Here is a 17,277-nt window from a genome sequence, read left to right on the forward strand (position 1 = left end):
CTCAGGCGAAGAGCTTCCCGTTGAGCGCGATCCGCACCGTCTTCACCGTGAGCACCGCCAGCGCCACATTCAGTGCGACCAGCAGCACGATGGCGATCGCCCAGAGCGGCTCGCTCGCGCGCGACTCGGCGTACTTCAGCGCGGCGTTGGCCAGCGCAGCCATCGGGAAGCCGATCGCCCACCACCCCGGCGCGAAGCTGGCGCCACGGCGGAACACCTTCGGCGCGACCACCGCGAACATGAAGAGGCCGAAATAGAAGAGCAGCGAGGCGAAGCGGTCGATCTCGCCGACGATGTTGGTGTAGGCCAGGAAGCCCACCGCGAAGGGCGCCACCAGGATCATCAGCGACGGCTCCATGGCGGGAGCGAGCGGGTCTCGGTGCACAAGCCGGCCGATGATCATCGTGAAGAGCACCAGCGCCAGCACCACGCCGATCGCGCTCGCAGCCAGGTTGGCTTCGGCCGCCCACGCCATCGGCATGTGCGCGCCGGTGACGGGGATGTCGAGCGTGGCCACGCCGGGGATGATCCAGGCTGGCACCGCCAGCGAAGCATCCACCTGCCCCTTCAGCAGCCGCGACAGGCCGACGAAGCTCAGCGCGAAGGTCGCGAACAGCCCCACGGTCCACGCGAGGTGCGCAAGCGGCGCGCTGTACGGCGCGATGACGGCCGACAGCAGCAGGATGGAGATCGCGATGGTGCCGAAGAAATTGCCCGCCACCGGATGATGGAACTCCGCCTGCACCGCCTGCGGATGCCTCACCAGCTTCGCCAGGTAGCCCGCCGCGATCAGCACGAACACGCCCAGCGCGAAGGCCCCGATGGCTTCGCCGACGATGGCCGGTGCGCCCAGGCTCTCATGCGCGAGTCGCCATGCGAGGGCCAGCCCGGAAAAGCCCATCACGGAGGCGAAGAGATTGACCGGGAGGTTGCGCACGGAGGCCTGCGCGCGCGGCGCAGCCTGCACAACGGATGAAATCACCGGGGAAGAAGGGTTCAGAGCCTGGTCTTGCATGTTGTCGTCCTTGGCTGGATTTGCATTAGTGTGTATTTTCCGCCAAACTCCCGAAGCCATTTCCGCCAACTCACGGCGTTTTCAGCCAATCCCCGGACCTTGTCTGCCATGCGCGTCGCCATCCTCGCCTTCCCCCGTTTCCAGCTGCTCGACGTGGCCGGCCCCGCCGACGTCTTCGCCGAGGCATCGCAGCAGCTGGGCGACCGGCGCGCCTATCGCGTCCAGGTGATCTCCAGCGGCGAAGGCATGCTCAAGAGCAGCGGCGGGCTGCGGCTGGGCGTTGATTCCACGGTGGCCACGCATCGCGGCGCCATCGACACCCTGCTGGTCGCCGGCAGCCCCCGCGTGGAGGACATGGCGGCCGACACCCAGCTGCAGGACTGGCTCAGGCGCCAGGCGCGCACGGTGCGCCGCTACGGCTCGGTGTGCAGCGGCGCCTTCGTGCTGGCCGCCAGCGGGCTGCTCGACGGCAAGCGCGTGGCCACGCACTGGAAGCTCGCCGGCCAGCTCGCCTCCGACTACCCGCTCGCCAGCGTCGAGTCGGACGCCATCTACGTGCGGGACGGCCAGCTCTTCACCTCCGCCGGCGTCACGGCCGGCATGGACCTCGCACTGGCCATGGTGGAGGAAGACCACGGCCGCGACCTCGCGCTGAGCGTGGCGCGCCAGCTGGTGATGTTCCTCAAGCGCCCAGGCGGCCAGAGCCAGTTCAGCGCCCACCTGGCGGCCCAGACCTCCGAGCGCTCCAGCATGCGCGAAGTGCAGGATCACGTGCTCGCGAACCTCAAGGCAGACCTCTCTGTGCCCGCCCTCGCCCAGCGCGCCGGCATGAGCGAGCGCAACTTCGCGCGCATCTTCCGCAGCGAGACGGGCACCACGCCGGCCGAGTTTGTCGAGAATGCGAGGATCGACGCCGCCCGCCGCATGGCCGAGGAATCCGACCTTCCGGCCAAGCGGCTGGCCGACGCGGTGGGCTATGCGAACGTGGACGGCTTCAGGCGCGCATTCGGCCGCCGCCTGGGCGTGAGCCTCGTGGAGTACCGCAGGCGCTTCGCCAGTTGATGACCGAACAACCGGAACCAACCATGCAGATCGAGGCATTCGACGAAGGACTGGACCAGCGCAACATCGTCGCCTACGACCCGGTGTACGCCGAAGTCTTCGCCGCAGCGCGCGAATACGTGCAGGCAAGGCTGCCCGGCGTGGAGCTGGTGCACATCGGAAGCACGGCCATCGCCGGCCTGCGCGGCAAGCCCATGATCGACACGGCCGCCATCACCGCCCGCGAAAACCTGCGCGAAGAGCAGGCGCAGTTTGAAGGCATCGGTTTCCACCGCCGCCCCGTCTGGGTCGACCGCGACGAGAGGCCGTATGTCTGCGGCTCGGTGCTGCACGAGGGGCGGCGCTTCAACCTCAACATCCACATCTGCCACCGCGGCGATCCGGTTCACAAGGATTCGCTGGCCTTCATCGGCATCCTCGAGCGCCGCCCCGACCTGCGCCGGAAATACGAGGAAGCCAAGGACCGCGCCCACGCGGTCGATCCGGCCAATCCCCAGATATACAACCGCGAAAAAGAGGCTGTAATCAAGGAAATCGAAGCCCAGATTCCCAGGGAGTAGCCGTTCCAGCGCCGCAGGAGGCCCGAAGAGGCCCATGCACGGAGGTGAATCGAGATGTCCGCTGCCATGTTTGCCGCCCTGTTCTTCACGGTGGCGCTGCTCGTCACGACGGCCTACTTCATCATGGGCTCGATCCCGCTCCTGGTGCTGAAGCACGACACGCCGCTGGACGCGCGCTTCGTGCGCGGCTTCTTCAACCTCTACTACGTGGCGGCCTTCTTCACCGCGAGCGCGACGGCGGTGAGCTTCGCCTCCGCGGGCCGGCTGGGCATCGCGGCCGGCGCGGCGGCACTGGCGGTGATCGCAGTCGTGCTGCGCAGGAAGGTCATTCCGAAGATGGACGCGCTGGGCACGCAGATCCAGTCGAACTACATGGACGCGATCCCGGGGTTCCGCAGAACCCACGTGGTGGCGATCCTGATCAACATCGCCCAGCTGGTCGCGATCGTCTGGACGCTGATCGTCGTGGGGCGGTAGCTCAGGCTCTCAATCGGCGTAGACGCCAGCGGCCTTGATCACCGGCGTCCACTTCGCGATCTCGTCGATCACGAACTTCTTGTGGCCTGCCGGCTCCACGCGGCCGTCGGTGGCCACCACGGCGCCCAGCTGTTCCTCGCGGTGGATGAAGTCCGGATCCTTCAGCGCGACCTTGAGCGCGTCGTTGAGCTTCTTCAGCACCGGCGCAGGCGTGCCCTTGGGCGCGTACAGGCCGTGCCAGATCGTGACCTGAAAATTCTTCAGGCCGGCCTCGTCGAGCGTGGGCAGGTCCTTCAGCATCGGCAGCGCGAGCCGCTTCGAGGTGGTGACGGCGAAGGCCTTCACCTTGCCCGCCTGGATCTGCGGCGTGGTGTTGGTGGTCTGGTCGCACAGCAGGTCGATCTGGCCGCCGATCAGGTCGGTGATGGCGGGTGCCGTGCCCTTGTAGGGCACGGGCGTCATCTCGGTCCTGGTCGCGCTCTGGAACAGCAGCCCGCACAGGTGCGAGGCCGAGCCCACGCCGGCGTTGCCGAGGTTGATCTTGCCCTTGTTGGCGGCGATCCAGCCGCTGAGTTCCTTGTAGTTGGCGGCCGGGATGCTCGGCTTGGAGATGAGCGTCATCGGCACGTCGTTGACGATGCCCAGGTACTCGAAGTCGGTCTCGACCTTGAACGGCACGTTGCGCACCAGGCTGGGCACGGTGGCCATCGCGATGTGGTTGAGCAGCAGCGTGTAGCCGTCGGGCGTGGCGCGCGCCACCTTGGCCGCGCCGATGGAACTGCCCGCGCCGGGCACGTTGTCGATGATGACGGTGCTGCCGCCCAGCGGCTTGCGCAGCGCCTCGGCGAGGTCGCGCGCGACGCGGTCGGTCGGGCCGCCCGCCGCGAAGGGCACGACGATGGTGACGGGCTTGCCGCCCGGAAAGTCCTGCGCGTGGGCAGCGACTGCGGCGGCGGCGATCACCGCGAGGGCGAACAGTTTCTTCATGATGTCTCCGTGAGGTTGGCTTGAAAAATGGTTCAGGGCGCACGGGCCGGCACGCGGCTTTCGAGCGTGGGCGGCTGCCACGCGGGCTGGATGTGGCAGCCGTTCTTCCCGTCGGTGTCGTAGCGCGGCATCAGCGCCTTGCAGCGCTGCGCGAGGCCTTCGGGCGTGGGCTTCTCGCCTTCGATCCAGTCGAGCAGCGCGGCGAAGAGCGCGGGGTATTCCGAGTCGCTCAGGTAGCTGTGCTCGCGCTCGCTGCTGAAGCTCTGCACCAGCAGATTGCCGGTGCCCGCCGCATCGCGGATGCGGCGGTAGGAGTTCTCCAGCTCGACGAAGGCGGTCGGGTCGTCGATGGCATGCAGGCCCACGGTGGGCAGCGAGGTGCGGCCGGTGGGCTGGCTGTCGGCCGCCAGCGCGCCCTTGGCCTGCGGATCGGCGGCGTAGCGCAGCACGCCGGCATTGAGCGCCGCGTCGTCGGCCGAGCCGCTGTAGACCACGCCGATGTTGCCGAAGGGGTTGCGGCCTTCGAGGCGCTTCTGCACCAGGTCCTGGAACAGCCAGGTCGCCCAGGTGAGGTGGCCCGGCAGCGAACGCTCCTGGATCTTCACGACCGAAAGAATCGTCTTCAGCCGCGCCGCCTGTTCCGGCGTGCGCTGTGCGGCGGGCAGGCCGACGCCGGTGCACTCCTTCACGCGCGCGGCGAGGTCGGCGCGCGTGAGCTTCGAATCGAGCGGCAGTCCCATCCACAGCGGGTACTGCGGCTCGTCGGGGCGCGGATGGTTGCGGCAGACGTACTGGTACACCACGCGCAGGTCCAGCCTGAAGTCGTAGGCGCTGTTGCCGCCGCCGAGCACGCCGCTGGTGAGCAGCAGGCCGTCGTAAGGCGACTTGGCGCTGCCGGCCGGCGCATAGAGCTCCGCCGCCTTCGCCGCCACGCCCGCGCCGTAGCTCTGACCGTGCAGCAGCGTGCGGTGCGGCTGGCCGAAATGGCGCACGAAGATCCGGCGCAAGCGCTCGGTGTCTTCCGCCGCCATGGTCACGCCGTAGCCGCCGCGCCTGTAGGTGGAAGCAGCCCATGCATAGCCGGCCTTCACGGTGACGGCCCAGCGCTTCAGGTCTTCCTCGCTGCGCTCCAGCCTGGGCGGGCCGGTCTCGGGGCCGCCGTGGGCGTGCATCACGAGAACGCGGCCGGCGTCCTTGGCCCAGTCCTTCGGAATGGCGATCCAGTAGAACGAGCCGGCGCCGTCCTCACCGGTGTAGCAGCGCGCCGACTCGGGCACCGGCGAGGGGCAGGTGGCAGCCTTCGGGCCGGAAGGCGCGGCATGCGCATACATGCCCGATGCCGCGCCGAGCAGCGCGAAGGCAGTGGAAGCCGCGAGGCTGGAGAGTCGTTTTTTCAATGGCGTACTCCGAATTCGAGCGCCGCCTTCGCCGCGTCGGTGGAGACGAATGCGAGGACGCCGCTGTTGAAGATGAAATTGCCTGGCCGGCCGGCATCGGCCTGCGCCACGCCGAGCACGGGGGTGTCGTAGTTCAGCGTGGCCGCCGCACCTGCGAGATTGAAACCGCTGCCGCTCACCGTGGCATCGTGGTTCTCGCCCTTGACGCTGAGCAGCGCATAGCTGCCGTCCGCCGTGCCGCTGACCAGGCTCTGCTGCAGGCCGAAGAGGCGCATGCCCGCGTTCGCTGCCGACTCGCGCACCAGGTGCATCGGCACCGCCGCGCCGTTGACGAGCCCGATGACCATCGAGCCGGTGAGCGTGCCGCCCGTGGTCACGGCGCTGCCCGCCGGCGAGGTCGTGAACAGGTCGAAGGCGCCGCGCGCGCCGTTGTAGGCGATGTAGCCCTTCTCGGTCAGCGCGCAGGTCGTGTCGTAGATCATGAAGCCGTTGGCGGCATCGCGGCAGTACTGGAAGGTGCCGGCATTGCGCAGACGCACCGTCAGCGCCTGCGCGGTCGTGCCGCCGGTGCCCTGCTGCACGCCCACCGCATTGAAGATGTTCGAGACGGGGTTGAACACCGTCGGCGTCGCCGCGTTCTGGAAGGTGTTCTGGAACGCCAGCAGCGGAGCGAAGCCGCCGCCGCTCGGCGCATTCACGCCGCCCGACAGCACGCCGCCCGCGCCGAAGCTGAACACTGCCCCACTCTCCGCGCTGGCGTAGCTGCAGTTGCCCTCGGACACCAGCGTACCGGCGCGCACCGTACCGACCGTGCGCTGCAGGCTCGCATCGATGGTCACCGTGTAGGCCATCGTGGCCGGGTCGATCTGCACGCGCAGTTCCTCGCCGAAGCTGTCGCCGCCCTTGTAGGTGGTAGCAGTCGCGGGCAGGTTCGGGCAGGCCAGCGGGTCGCCGACCTCGGTCACGCAGCTGTAGTTGACGGCCGCGTCCAGGCTGCCGCTGCCGCGGTACTTGGGCCAGGCCGGGAACTGGCACAGCGGGCGCGTGCGGCCGTAGGTGCCGGCCACGGCGTCCACCGCCACGCCGGTGGCGGGCGCGAGGCCGTTCTCCACCCAGCCTTCGAGCGCGGCGAGCGAATCCCAGTTGGGAATGAAGCTGCCGGTGCCGTGGCCCATGCCGGGCACGGTGTAGAAGCGCACGCTCTGGTCGACCGCCGCCTGGCCCACCGTGGCGATGAGCTGCTTGTAGTAGTCGATGGTGGAGTTCGGGCTGATGACCTCGTCGGCCAGGCCGTGCAGCATGATGAGCCGCCCACCATGCGCGAAGAACGGCGCGAGGTTCGGGTTGGTGGCGTCGGTGAGGTTCGACACCTCCGTGACGCGCGCGGTGTAGCTGCCTGGGTTCAATGGATCGAAGCCCAGCGTGTCGAAGTTCGCGATGCGCGTGACGAAGTACTTCACCCACTGGTCGCCGGTGACGTACATGTTGGCGTCGGCCGAGCTGGCGGGGTTGGCCGGCACATTGCGCGTGCCGAGGTCGCGCGTGGTGAAGGGGCCGGCCACCAGCGCGCCCTCGAGCAGGTTGTAGCCGCCCGCGCGCTTCACGCCGTTGGCCAGCGAGTAGGTGCTGAAGTCCAGCGGCGATTCGATTGCGCGCACGGTTGCGAGCTGCGCGTCCGACAGGCAGGTGTCGCCCGTGTCCGCGCCGCCGCTGCAGCGCAGCGAGGCCAGGATCTGGCTGTTCAGAAGGCGGCAGCTCTCGACATTGCTCACGATGCTGTCGGCCGCGCCGTCGAGCTTGTCGCAGGCCTGCATCGCGGCCTTCTGCACCAGCAGTGTCTTCGCCACGTTCATCCAGCCGGCGCCGCCGTTGTTGTAGAGCGCGCGGCCCACGGCCACGTTCGACAGGCGCGTGCCGGTGTAGTTGAGCGCGGGCTCGTTGGCGATCACGCCGTCGTAGTCCAGCGGCCAGCGCTGGATGTAGCTCAGCGCGTCGCGCCCGCCGGTGGATGTGCCCAGGAAGTAGGCGTGCTTCGGCGCCATCCCGTAGCGCACGAGCACCAGCGCCTGCGCCACGTCGCGTGTCTTCTTGAGCGAGTTGCCGCCGTAGTTGGCGAGCTGCTCGTCGTTGGCCGCGAACTTGCCATCGGTGATGCTGCCCGACTGGTGGCCCGAGTCGTCGCCGTAGGTGGCGTAGCCCAGCGCGAGCGGCGCGGGCTTGCCGGCGGGGCCGAAGCGAATGACCTCGGTGCCGTCGATCAGCACGCCGTCGAAGCCGCCGCCGCCGAAGTGGATGGTCTTCCGGTTCCACTTCTCGGGCAGGTTGATCGCGAAGTTGATGGACTGCGAATTGGGGTCCACCGGCTGGATCGTGCCGCGCACGCGGCAGTAGTCGCCCAGCGTGTTGCCGGCGTCGCTCGCGGCGACGGGCGTGGCGCTGGTGACGGTGGCGCCCTGCGTGGGCAGGCTGATGAGCGAGGCCGGCAGGCTCCTGCCCGCGAGGTCGGCGCAGGAGACGACGGGCTGCACCGGCGGGGGCGGCGGGGGCGGCGGGTTGTTGGGCGGGTTGTCGCCGCCGCTGGCGGGCGGCATGGTCGGCGTTGTGGCGGTCGGCAGGAAGCCGAAGCCGCCTCCTCCCCCGCCGCCTCCGCCACCGCAGGCGGCAAGGACGAGCGAAATGCCGATCGCGCTGGCGACGGCGAGAAACTTCGATGCAGGGCGCTGCTGGCGCATGGACTTGTCTCCGGCATGCGGCCTCGGTGGACCGCTTGTTCTTGAATGGGCGGCCGGAAGATAGATTCGGGGTGACTTAGGGTCAAATAAAATAACAAGGCACTTTTCATACGAAAAAAATATGGACATACGGGCACTGCGCTACTTCGCCGCCGTCGCCGAGACCGGCCACATGACGCGCGCGGCCGAGCAACTGGGCATCCAGCAGCCGCCGCTGAGCCAGCAGATCAAGGCGCTGGAGCGCGAGCTGGGCGTGCTGCTGTTCCGGCGCCATCCGCGCGGCGTGGCGCTCACCGACGCGGGCCGGCTGTTCCAGGCCGAGGCGCTGCGCATGCTTCAGGACATGGAATCGATGAAGCAGCGCATGACGCGCGTGGCCAAGGGCCAGGCCGGCACGCTCGCGGTGGGCTTCACCAGCTCGGCGGCCGCGCACCGCTTCATGCCCGAGGCGCTGCGCGAGTTCCGCCGCGCCTACCCTGATGTCGAGCTGCAGCTGCGCGAGGACAACGCGGCCGAGCTCACCGAGGCGCTGGCCGCCAACCGCCTGCACTGCGGCCTCTTGCGCGTGCCGGTCGCGCGGCCCGAGGGGCTGCTCTTCGAGACGCTGCTGCGCGAGCCGGTGCTGGTCGCCATGCCCAGCGACCATCGCCTTGCCCGCGGCCGCGACAAGGACTCGCGCCCGCTGCCGCTCGCGAAGCTCTGCGAGGAAGGCATCATCCTCGTGCGGCGCCCGGGCGCGCCGGGCCTGTATGCCGACCTGCTCGCGCTGTGCCACGCCAAGGGGCTGCGCCCGCGCGTGGTGGCCGAAGTCGATCGAATGATGACCAACCTGAATCTCGTGGCCGCGGGTGTCGGCCTCTCCGTGGTGCCGGCCTCGATGCACGGCGTGCACGCGCACGCCATCGCCTACACGCGGCTCGCGGACGGCGGCCAGCTCGATGCGCCGCTCACGCTGGTCTCGCGCGCGGACGAAGACAACCTGCCCGCGCTGAATTTCGCTGCGCTGCTGCGCAGGCTGGCGCAGGAGAACCCCGGCTCATGACCCGGCTTCGCCGCCGCCACCTGCTGCAGCGCGCCGGCACCCTGCTCGCAGCGGCCTGCGCATTGCCACGCATGCTGCATGCGGCGCCCGCGCTGTGGCCGAACCGGCCGTTGCGCCTGATCGTGGTCTACCCGCCCGGCGGTGTGAGCGACGGCATGGCCCGCGTGCTCGCCGAGCCGCTCGCACGTTCGCTCGGCGTGCCGGTGCTCATCGAAAACCGCCCCGGCGCGGGCGGCAGCCTCGGCATGGATGCACTCGCCCGCGCCACGCCCGATGGCAGCACGCTGGCCTTCTCCGCCATCAGCCCGCTCACGCTGCACCCGCTGCTGGCGCGCGTGCCCTACGACCCGATACGCGCCTTCGTGCCCGTGGCCAGCGTCATGCGCACCCCGGTGCTGGTGGTGGGTACGCCCGCCTTCACCGGCCGAGGCTTCGGCGAGCTGATCGCGCAGGCGCGCAGGCAGCCGGGAGAAGTGCGATGGGCCACGTCTGGCGTGGCCACCATCGGCCACCTGGTGCTCGCGCAGGTGCGCGTGCAGAGCGGCACCGACATCACGCACATCCCCTACCAGGGCGGCGGTCCGCAGCTCAACGACGCGCTGAGCGGCCAGTTCGAAGTGCTCTCCACCAACGTCGCAGCGCAGCAGCTTCAATACATCGAAGGCGGCCGCTTCCAGGCGCTGGCCGTGGGCGCGCCGGCGCGCATCGAGGCGCTGCCTGTCGTGCCGACGCTCGCGGAACTGGGCTTCGAGAAGGCGAACCGCGATTCGCTCTTCGGCATCTTCGCGCCGGCACGCACGCCTGGCGCGGTGGTGCAGGCGCTCAACGCGGAGATCAACCGCGTGCTGGAAAGCGACGCGGTGCGCGCACGGCTGCGCGCGGCCTACAACCTGCCGGCCGGCGGCGGCAGCGACGCCTTCGCGCACGAGATCGCACTGGACCGGCGGCGCAACCAGGAGCTGGTGACGGGGGATCGGGCGCAGTTCGACTGAGTCTTCGGTCTCAGCCCTCGGCCACCCAGAGCCGGGGGTAGTCGCGCACGAAGCTGTCGGCCGTGACGCCCAGCGTGGCCGCGTAGTCGAAGCGCTTCGCCTCGTACGCATACTCGTTCTCGCCGCGCCGCTCGTAGCGCTGCATCAGCTCGCTGAGCCCGCCGCCGCCATCGATATCGAGCCATGCGGCAGGCGCATCCGCGCCCTCGCCCTTCGCGAGGCCCAGTCGGCGCAGTTGCAGCAGATTGGTGGCGGGCGTGAAGCCCAGATCGAGGTCGATGCAGTGCGACAGGTCGGGCACGGCTTCGTCGTTGAGCTTCCAGTGGCCGCGCGCGTCGCGGGCGATGGAGAGGTCGATTGCAGAGTCGCCGAGCCAGCCGCGCACGGTGCCCCACTGGGTGTGCCATAGCAGGTCGCAGCGCACGCGGTAGTGCAGCTGGCCGATGCGGCCGTCTTCCAGGCGGAACACGGCGGCTCCGTCGAGTTGCCAGGCCGAGGCATTGCGTTCGAGGCGGCAGGCATCGTGGCCCGGTACGTCGAGCCTGCGCCAGAGGATGGAGGCGACCGTTTGCATGGCGCGCATGATGGCACCGGCATGCTGCGGTGCGCAAGCAATGACCCGCCGTGCCGCAGGTGGCAGTCAGGTTCGGGGGTGACGATTTCTCCGCATGACGCCACCGGCAGACACCCAGCATCCCACAGAGCCCCCCGGCCCCTCCACACCGCCCGCCCCGCGCTGGCTCGACTGGATCGACCGCGCGGCGATGCCCTTTGCCATCGCGATCGCGCTGCTGCTCTTCGCCCAATGGCCGCTGCGCGACCTGGCCGGTTCGGGCAACGGGCCGACGCAGGCCAATGACCTGGCGCAGTGGCTGTTCGCGCTGTACGTGGCGGTGGCGCTGCGGCATGCCGGGCGACGAGGCGCGCATCTGGTGGCCCGCCCCGACCTGGCCGCCGACACCGCCGGGCGCCACGCGCGGTTGCGCCGCATCGGCGCCGCGCTGTGCGTGCTGCCGTGGTCGCTGTTCCTGCTCGTGACGGCGGCGGCGCCGGTAATGCGCTCGGTGGCGGCGCTCGAGCTCTTTCCCGATACCTTCAACCCCGGCTACTTCATGATCAAGGTGGCGCTGCTGCTGCTCGCCGCGCTGCTGGCGGTGCAGAGCGCGCTCGACCTGTGGCATGAGCTGCGTCCGACCGAGCCGCCGGAAAGCAGCGGACAAATCGGGTCCTAGACAAACCGATGCCCTGGCTCGGACTCGCCCTCCTCGCGCTGGCCCTGGCGCTGATGATGACCAGTGGCTGGCCCACGTATGCCGTGCTGCTGGGCACATGCACCATCGGCGCGCTGGCCGGCCTCGCGCTGGGCGCCTTCGACCTTGCGCTGCTGCAGAACCTGCCGTGGCGCATCGTCGGCCTGCTGGAGCACGACCTGCTGCAGGCGCTCGCGCTCTACGCGCTGGTGGGGGCGCTGCTCAACCGGCTGGCGCTGGCCGGCCACCTGTACAACGGCCTGCGCAAGGTGCTGGCCTTCGCCGCGCCGCGTGCCGCGCCCGAGCTGGCCGGCATGGTGCTGGGGCTGCTGCTCGCGCCGATGAACGGCTCGGTGGGCGCCAGCCTTCTCACGCTGGCGCGCACCGCCGGCCGGGGCTGGGCGCGCGAGGGTCTGCCAGAGGCGCAGCGCACCGCGCTGGTGGCGGTGACCAGCACGCTCGGCGTGATCGTGCCCCCCTCGCTGGTGCTTCTGCTGCTCGGCGACGCGATGCTGCGCGCCCACACCGAGGGCGTGAACATGGCGCGCGAGCTGGCACTGCCTTCGGCCAGCGCGGCCAACCGCATCGTCAACACGCAGGACATCCTGCAGGCCGCGCTGATGCCGGCGGCGGCGCTGCTGGCCGGATGGCTCGCCGTGGCCTGGTTCGGCGCGCGCGGCAAGCCCCCGAGCACCACGCCGCGCGAACCGCTGAGCCGGCGCGAGGGCTGGACGCTGCTGCTCGTGCCGCTGCTGATCGGCGCGCTGCTGGTGCTGGTCACGCTCGGCAAGGTGCGCGCGGTCGAAGGCGCGGCGGCCGCCTGCGTGCTGCTGCTGGGCTGGGGCTTGGTGTCGCGCCAGCTCACGCGCGCGGTGCTCTGGCAGGTGCTGGACGACGCGATGGCACTCACCGGCGCGCTCTATGCGCTGCTGGTGGCGGCCACCACTTTCTCGCTGCTGCTGCGCGGCTTCGGCACCGACGGGCTGATCGCACGGCTCATGCTGTCGCTGCAGGACCATCCGACCATCGGGCTCGCGGTGGTGCTGGCCGTGCTGCTCGCCTTCGCCTTCGTGCTCGACGCCTTCGAGCTGATCTTCCTGATCGTGCCCATCGTCATGCCGCCGGTGCTCGCACAGCTCGACGACGCGGCCTGGATCGCCACGCTCACGCTGCTGGTGCTGCAGGCCGGCTTTCTGCTGCCGCCCTTCGGCTACGCACTGGTGCTGGCGCGCGGGCAGGTGAAGCCGCGCCCGCCGGCGGCCGCCGTCGCGCTGGTGCTGGCGCCGTACCTCGCCGTCCTCGCCACGGTCACCGCGCTGGTGATGGCGCTGCCCGTGACCACGCGCTGGCTGCGCACCTCACCCACCGCGCTCGCGCCCGCCCAACCGATGAACGACGAGGCGGTGGAGCGCCTGATGCGCGAGATGGCACCGCCCGATACGGGCGACAGCGCACCGCCGCCCGAGGAGAAATAGCCGCGCGCGACGTGCCGCACAATGCGCGTCCATGACCTCCAAGCTCCTCGCGGCCCTCGCGCTGGCACTGTCCGCGCTCCTGACCGGCCCAGCCCATGCGGCCGCCACCGCGCTGAAGGACGGCGACATCATCTTCCACACCTCGCGCTCGGCCCAGAGCCTCGCGGTGCAACGCGCCACCGGCTCGCGCTTCAGCCACATGGGCATCGTGCTGATGCGCGGCGGCAAGCCCTACGTGTTCGAGGCCGTCTCCACCGTGCGCTACACGCCGCTCGCGCAATGGACGGCGCGCGGCAATGGCGGGCACTACGTGGTGAAGCGGCTGCGAGACGCCGACGCGCTGCTGACACCCGGCGCCGTGGCCAAGCTGCGCGCGCGCACCTCCGACTTCGAGGGCCGGCCCTACGACCTGACCTTCGAATGGTCGGACCAGCGCATCTACTGCTCCGAGCTCGTGTGGAAGCTCTACCAGCGCGCGCTGGGCGTGCGCATCGGCGAGCTGCAGAAGATCCGCGAGTTCAACCTGAAGGACCCGGCGGTGCGCGCCAAGATGCGCGAGCGCTACGGCGACAAGGTTCCGATGGACGAGCCGGTGATCTCCCCGGTGGCGATGTTCGACTCGCCCCTGCTCGTGACCGTGGAAACACGCTGATCGAATCGCCCCCGGCGCGCACGCCGCGCCGAGCCGCGAGACAATCGTTTCCGTGAGCTCCCAGACCCCATCGGCCCCACCGGTCCCACCCATCCGCCGCATCGCGCACCTCGACATGGACGCCTTCTACGCGTCCGTCGAGCTGCTGCGCTATCCGCAGCTCAAGGGCCTGCCGGTGGTGATCGGCGGCGGGCGCAGGCGCGTGGACGAGGCCATCCGCAACCTGCCCGAGGGCGGCACGCTGGCCGACATCCCGGTGGAGGCCTTTCCGCTGCTGAAGGACTACACCGGCCGCGGCGTGATCACCACCGCCACCTACCCGGCGCGGCAGTTCGGCGTGGGCTCGGCGATGGGGCTCATGAAGGCCGCCAAGCTGTGCCCGCAGGCCATCATCCTGCCGGTGGACTTCGACGAATACCGGCGCTATTCGCGCGCCTTCAAGAAGATCATCCTGGAGGTCGCGCCGCTCATGGAAGACCGGGGCGTGGACGAGGTCTACATCGACTTCACCGACGTGCCCGGCGGCCAGCGCGATGGCGGGCGCTCGCTCGCGCGGCTGCTGCAGAAGGCCATCTTCGACGCCACCGGCCTCACCTGCTCCATCGGCGTGGCGCCCAACAAGCTCATCGCCAAGATGGCGAGCGAGTTCAACAAGCCCAACGGCATCTCGGTCGTCTACGAGGACGACCTGGAGAAGCTCATCTGGCCGCTGCCCTGCCGCAAGGTGAACGGCATCGGCCCCAAGGCCGACGAGAAGCTCAAGCGCTTCGGCATCGAGACCGTGGGCCAGCTCGCGGCGCGCGACCGCGACTGGCTCGTCGCCAACTTCGGCAAGGCCACCGGCGCGTGGATGCACGAGGTGTCATGGGGCCGCGACAGCCGCCCGGTGGTGACCGAGAGCGAGCCCGTGTCGATGAGCCGCGAGACCACATTCGACCGCGACCTGCACGCGGTGCGCGACCGCGCCGAGCTGGGCGCGATCTTCACGCAGCTGTGCGAGCAGCTCGCCGCCGACCTGCAGCGCAAGGGCTACGTGGGCAAGACCATCGGCATCAAGCTGCGCTACGACGATTTCAAGATCGCCACGCGCGACCAGACCATCGACCGCTTCACCTCCGACGCCAAGACCATCCGCCACACCGGCGGCCTGTGCCTGAAGCGCGTGCCGCTGGAGCGCCCGCTGCGGCTGCTGGGCGTGCGCGTGGGCGCGCTGGCCAAGGCCGGCAGTCCCGAGGCGCTGGCCCCCGCCGGCTCCGGCGCGCACCGCGCGGCGTCGGAACCGGTGGCGACCACCGCCTCGCTGTTCTGAACGCACGATGGCCAAACGCTGGCTGCGACGCATGGCCTTCACCCTGCTGGGCTTCGTCGCGCTCGTGGGCCTGTACGTGGCCACGGCCTGCGCGCTGGTGCTCTGGCCCGCCAATGCCGAGTCACCGAAGAATGCCGGCGCCGAAGTGCAGGCCTGGGTGCTGAGCAACGGCGTGCACACCGACTACGTGTTCCCGGTGCGCTCCGCCGCCATCGACTGGCCGCAGCTGTTTCCGCTGAAGGACTTCAAGGCGCCGCCGCCCGATGCCGAGTTCATCGCCATCGGCTGGGGCGACCGCGAGTTCTACCTGAACACGCCCACCTGGGCCGACCTGACCGCATCGCGCGCCTTCGGAGCGCTCGCCGGCGGCAACCGCGCGCTGCTGCACGTGAGCTACCTGCGCCGCAACCAGCTCGGACAAGGCGCCTACAGCCTGCCGCTCACCCAGGCGCAGTACGCGCAGCTCGCCGCCTACGTGCGCGCCGCCCTGCCATCGGGCAAGGCCACGCCCATCGCGGGCGCCCACTACGACGCGCAGGACGCGTTCTACGAAGCCGAAGGCGGCTACAACCTCTTCGAGACCTGCAACACCTGGACCGGCCGGGGCCTGCGCCAGGCGGGCGTCACCGTCAGCCGCTGGACGCCCTTCGACTTCACGGTGACGTGGCACATGCAGCCGGCGCGGCCCGGCGCGATCCGGTAGAAGTCAGTAGAGGTGCGGCTCCTCGCCGAGTGCACGCACCGGCAGCGTGCTCGCGAAGACATCGAGCGAATGCGTGCGGTCCACGCACATCAGATTGGTCACGCGCCTTTCCCAGGCCCAGTAGTCCCAGCCGTTCGCGCGCCGATGGGTCACCACGCGCAGCCACTGGCCGGGCCGAAGGATGCCCAGCGCTTGCGGCTGGCCGGTGTGGTGCGCAGCGCTGTCGTGCCACCAGCCGATTGCCATGCCGCCGCCCGGCTGCGCCCGCCATTCATAGCCCTGCTCGCGCAATTGCTGCGCGTTCCATGACTTCCAGGTTGCCGCTGCGGCAGGCGTGCTTTCGAAGGCGCCGCCGTCGGAACGCAGCACGATCTCCTGCCACAGCACCCCGCCCACTACGGGTGAGTCCGGCAGGCACGCCTCGAGCCCGGCGAGGGGCAGGCGCATCGGCGCCTGGTTGCGCAACCGGCCCTGCTCCGCATCGCGCCCGGCCTTCGTCCAGCGACAGCGGATGCTCTGCACGGCCAGCCACATGGCGGAATCGTCCATCACGCTCAGGGCTTGGGCACCCCACCCGACCACTTCGACCAGTTCGCGACGATGTGATCCACCACGCGGCTGCCCACCAGCTCGATGTTCTCCACCGTCTCGGCGAAGCCGCCTGCGGTCTCGCCCGGTGCCGGGTCCAGGTGCTGCAGCGTGCTTTCCTTCGGGTTGCCCTGGTCGAAGTTGACGGCGCCGCGCAGGCTCATCACGCGGTCGGTGCCGTGGGTGCGCTTGATGACGAGGGTGATGGCGGCGGCCTCCATCTCGGTGATGACGTAATCGTCGGCGCCGTAGAGCTTGGCGATGTACTGGGCCTGCTTCGACATGCCGGGGCCGTGGAAGAAGGTGTCGCCCGTCATGTGGGTGCCGGTGCCGACGAAGGGGGCGCGGCGCGCCGCCGCGTCGGGGTAGCGCAGGCGGTACTTGCGGGCCGATTCGGAGTCTTTCAGCGGGGTGTCGGCCGAGAGCTTCATGGCCCAGCTCACGAGGTCGGGGTTGAGCCTGAAGCGGCGGTATTCCTCGTAGCCCTTGCGCGGCATGAAGGTGGGCTCGCCGGGCTTGTTCTCCTCGGGCGCCCAGCGGTGGCCGAGGTCGTAGTCGACCAGCCAGGTGGCCCAGCTCACCTCGCCGATGGTGCCGCGCGAGGGCGGCGTGCCGGCCACGCCGGAGATGACGTAGTAGCTCTGCGAGAAGTCGAACTGCGGGTTCAGCAGGATGGCCTGCATCGACGAGGACGAATTGACCTTGCCCATGCCGAGCACCGAGCCGCAGACGCCGTCGGCGTTGCAGTACACGGGCTGCAGCGCACCGGGCACGGCGATGGGCCTGGCGTCCTTCCAGTAGCGCTCGTACCAGTGCTGGAACTCGCCGGCGCGGTCGCCGGTGTTCTTGCCGATCTCGAACATGGCGGCGACGAAGACCTTGACCTTCACGGGCGCGGCTGCAGCGGAGGCCGTTACCGTGGTCGGGGAAGTGGATGCACAGGCCGTGAAGAGCAGCGCCGCTGCGGGCACGGCCAGCCAGCGGGCGGCGAAAAGGGAAGACTTGAACGAACTCATTCTGGGACCCGGTAAGAAAG

17 protein-coding genes are annotated in these 17,277 nt (G+C 69.8%); 10 read left to right on the forward strand and 7 right to left on the reverse strand.

The window, feature by feature from the left end; translation table 11 throughout:
• Position 1: 1 nt before the first annotated feature.
• A complete protein-coding gene (locus AC1VNX_RS27205; protein WP_483160690.1) occupies positions 2-1,015 on the reverse strand; it encodes an SLAC1 anion channel family protein in 1,014 nt (337 codons plus the stop codon).
• Between the two features lie 108 nt (positions 1,016-1,123).
• On the opposite strand from AC1VNX_RS27205, the gene AC1VNX_RS27210 reads away from it, so the two are divergent.
• From AC1VNX_RS27210 to AC1VNX_RS27220, 3 genes are read left to right on the forward strand one after another with little or no spacing between them, the layout of a single operon-like run.
• A complete protein-coding gene (locus tag AC1VNX_RS27210) occupies positions 1,124-2,077 on the forward strand; it encodes a GlxA family transcriptional regulator (RefSeq protein ID WP_483160691.1) in 954 nt (317 codons plus the stop codon).
• Between the two features lie 23 nt (positions 2,078-2,100).
• Positions 2,101-2,637: a GrpB family protein gene (locus AC1VNX_RS27215; RefSeq protein WP_483160692.1), complete on the forward strand. Its 537-nt coding sequence runs from the start codon at positions 2,101-2,103 to the stop codon at positions 2,635-2,637.
• Positions 2,638-2,691: 54 nt separating this feature from the next.
• Complete coding sequence (locus AC1VNX_RS27220) at positions 2,692-3,114, forward strand: hypothetical protein (protein ID WP_483160693.1); 423 nt, start codon at positions 2,692-2,694, stop codon at positions 3,112-3,114.
• Between the two features lie 9 nt (positions 3,115-3,123).
• On the opposite strand, the gene AC1VNX_RS27225 is transcribed toward AC1VNX_RS27220, so the two are convergent.
• From AC1VNX_RS27225 to AC1VNX_RS27235, 3 genes are read right to left on the reverse strand one after another with little or no spacing between them, the layout of a single operon-like run.
• Positions 3,124-4,101, reverse strand: a complete 978-nt coding sequence (locus tag AC1VNX_RS27225; protein ID WP_483160694.1) for a tripartite tricarboxylate transporter substrate-binding protein — start codon at positions 4,099-4,101, stop codon at positions 3,124-3,126.
• Between the two features lie 32 nt (positions 4,102-4,133).
• On the reverse strand, positions 4,134-5,498 hold the full coding sequence (locus AC1VNX_RS27230; protein WP_483160695.1) for an alpha/beta hydrolase: 1,365 nt from the start codon (positions 5,496-5,498) through the stop codon (positions 4,134-4,136).
• Entirely contained in the window at positions 5,495-8,230 is a 2,736-nt protein-coding gene (locus tag AC1VNX_RS27235) for a tannase/feruloyl esterase family alpha/beta hydrolase (RefSeq protein ID WP_483160696.1), read from the reverse strand. Before AC1VNX_RS27235 ends, AC1VNX_RS27230 begins: the two co-directional genes overlap by 4 nt.
• A 121-nt stretch (positions 8,231-8,351) precedes the next feature.
• Between AC1VNX_RS27235 and AC1VNX_RS27240 the strand changes: the two genes are divergently transcribed.
• Both AC1VNX_RS27240 and AC1VNX_RS27245 read left to right on the forward strand, forming a co-directional pair.
• On the forward strand, positions 8,352-9,272 hold the full coding sequence (locus tag AC1VNX_RS27240; RefSeq protein ID WP_483160697.1) for a LysR family transcriptional regulator: 921 nt from the start codon (positions 8,352-8,354) through the stop codon (positions 9,270-9,272).
• Complete coding sequence (locus AC1VNX_RS27245; RefSeq protein WP_483160698.1) at positions 9,269-10,264, forward strand: Bug family tripartite tricarboxylate transporter substrate binding protein; 996 nt, start codon at positions 9,269-9,271, stop codon at positions 10,262-10,264. Before AC1VNX_RS27240 ends, AC1VNX_RS27245 begins: the two co-directional genes overlap by 4 nt.
• 10 nt (positions 10,265-10,274) lie before the next feature.
• Here AC1VNX_RS27245 and AC1VNX_RS27250 read toward each other — a convergent pair whose 3' ends face one another.
• Positions 10,275-10,838 carry a putative glycolipid-binding domain-containing protein gene (locus AC1VNX_RS27250; protein WP_483160699.1) on the reverse strand — a complete coding sequence of 188 codons (564 nt, stop codon included), beginning with the start codon at positions 10,836-10,838 and terminating at the stop codon, positions 10,275-10,277.
• A gap of 94 nt (positions 10,839-10,932) precedes the next feature.
• Between AC1VNX_RS27250 and AC1VNX_RS27255 the strand changes: the two genes are divergently transcribed.
• The 5 genes from AC1VNX_RS27255 to AC1VNX_RS27275 all read left to right on the forward strand — a co-directional run bounded on the left by AC1VNX_RS27255 (position 10,933) and on the right by AC1VNX_RS27275 (position 15,653).
• Positions 10,933-11,496: a C4-dicarboxylate ABC transporter substrate-binding protein gene (locus tag AC1VNX_RS27255; protein WP_483160700.1), complete on the forward strand. Its 564-nt coding sequence runs from the start codon at positions 10,933-10,935 to the stop codon at positions 11,494-11,496.
• An 8-nt stretch (positions 11,497-11,504) separates the two neighbouring features.
• Complete coding sequence (locus AC1VNX_RS27260; protein WP_483160701.1) at positions 11,505-12,989, forward strand: TRAP transporter large permease subunit; 1,485 nt, start codon at positions 11,505-11,507, stop codon at positions 12,987-12,989.
• Between the two features lie 31 nt (positions 12,990-13,020).
• Positions 13,021-13,641, forward strand: a complete 621-nt coding sequence (locus AC1VNX_RS27265) for a YiiX family permuted papain-like enzyme (RefSeq protein WP_483160702.1) — start codon at positions 13,021-13,023, stop codon at positions 13,639-13,641.
• Between the two features lie 115 nt (positions 13,642-13,756).
• Positions 13,757-14,950: a DNA polymerase IV gene (gene dinB, locus AC1VNX_RS27270; RefSeq protein ID WP_483162024.1), complete on the forward strand. Its 1,194-nt coding sequence runs from the start codon at positions 13,757-13,759 to the stop codon at positions 14,948-14,950.
• A gap of 7 nt (positions 14,951-14,957) precedes the next feature.
• Entirely contained in the window at positions 14,958-15,653 is a 696-nt protein-coding gene (locus tag AC1VNX_RS27275) for a TIGR02117 family protein (RefSeq protein WP_483160703.1), read from the forward strand.
• A gap of 3 nt (positions 15,654-15,656) precedes the next feature.
• Here AC1VNX_RS27275 and AC1VNX_RS27280 read toward each other — a convergent pair whose 3' ends face one another.
• Both AC1VNX_RS27280 and AC1VNX_RS27285 read right to left on the reverse strand, forming a co-directional pair.
• Entirely contained in the window at positions 15,657-16,205 is a 549-nt protein-coding gene (locus tag AC1VNX_RS27280; protein WP_483160704.1) for a hypothetical protein, read from the reverse strand.
• A 2-nt stretch (positions 16,206-16,207) separates the two neighbouring features.
• Positions 16,208-17,257 carry a purine-nucleoside phosphorylase gene (locus tag AC1VNX_RS27285; protein WP_483160705.1) on the reverse strand — a complete coding sequence of 350 codons (1,050 nt, stop codon included), beginning with the start codon at positions 17,255-17,257 and terminating at the stop codon, positions 16,208-16,210.
• Positions 17,258-17,277: the final 20 nt, after the last annotated feature.

The organism is Variovorax sp. TLI9-5A (genome assembly GCF_056867935.1).

Bases quoted from the DNA above. Each gene is read 5' to 3' on its own strand.
- AC1VNX_RS27205 (WP_483160690.1), bottom strand. From the start codon at position 1,015: ATGCAAGACCAGGCTCTGAACCCTTCTTCCCCGGTGATTTCATCCGTT.
- AC1VNX_RS27210 (WP_483160691.1), top strand. From the start codon at position 1,124: ATGCGCGTCGCCATCCTCGCCTTCCCCCGTTTCCAGCTGCTCGACGTG.
- AC1VNX_RS27215 (WP_483160692.1), top strand. From the start codon at position 2,101: ATGCAGATCGAGGCATTCGACGAAGGACTGGACCAGCGCAACATCGTC.
- AC1VNX_RS27220 (WP_483160693.1), top strand. From the start codon at position 2,692: ATGTCCGCTGCCATGTTTGCCGCCCTGTTCTTCACGGTGGCGCTGCTC.
- AC1VNX_RS27225 (WP_483160694.1), bottom strand. From the start codon at position 4,101: ATGAAGAAACTGTTCGCCCTCGCGGTGATCGCCGCCGCCGCAGTCGCT.
- AC1VNX_RS27235 (WP_483160696.1), bottom strand. From the start codon at position 8,230: ATGCGCCAGCAGCGCCCTGCATCGAAGTTTCTCGCCGTCGCCAGCGCG.
- AC1VNX_RS27240 (WP_483160697.1), top strand. From the start codon at position 8,352: ATGGACATACGGGCACTGCGCTACTTCGCCGCCGTCGCCGAGACCGGC.
- AC1VNX_RS27245 (WP_483160698.1), top strand. From the start codon at position 9,269: ATGACCCGGCTTCGCCGCCGCCACCTGCTGCAGCGCGCCGGCACCCTG.
- AC1VNX_RS27250 (WP_483160699.1), bottom strand. From the start codon at position 10,838: ATGCAAACGGTCGCCTCCATCCTCTGGCGCAGGCTCGACGTACCGGGC.
- AC1VNX_RS27255 (WP_483160700.1), top strand. From the start codon at position 10,933: ATGACGCCACCGGCAGACACCCAGCATCCCACAGAGCCCCCCGGCCCC.
- AC1VNX_RS27260 (WP_483160701.1), top strand. From the start codon at position 11,505: ATGCCCTGGCTCGGACTCGCCCTCCTCGCGCTGGCCCTGGCGCTGATG.
- AC1VNX_RS27265 (WP_483160702.1), top strand. From the start codon at position 13,021: ATGACCTCCAAGCTCCTCGCGGCCCTCGCGCTGGCACTGTCCGCGCTC.
- dinB (WP_483162024.1), top strand. From the start codon at position 13,757: ATGGACGCCTTCTACGCGTCCGTCGAGCTGCTGCGCTATCCGCAGCTC.
- AC1VNX_RS27275 (WP_483160703.1), top strand. From the start codon at position 14,958: ATGGCCAAACGCTGGCTGCGACGCATGGCCTTCACCCTGCTGGGCTTC.
- AC1VNX_RS27285 (WP_483160705.1), bottom strand. From the start codon at position 17,257: ATGAGTTCGTTCAAGTCTTCCCTTTTCGCCGCCCGCTGGCTGGCCGTG.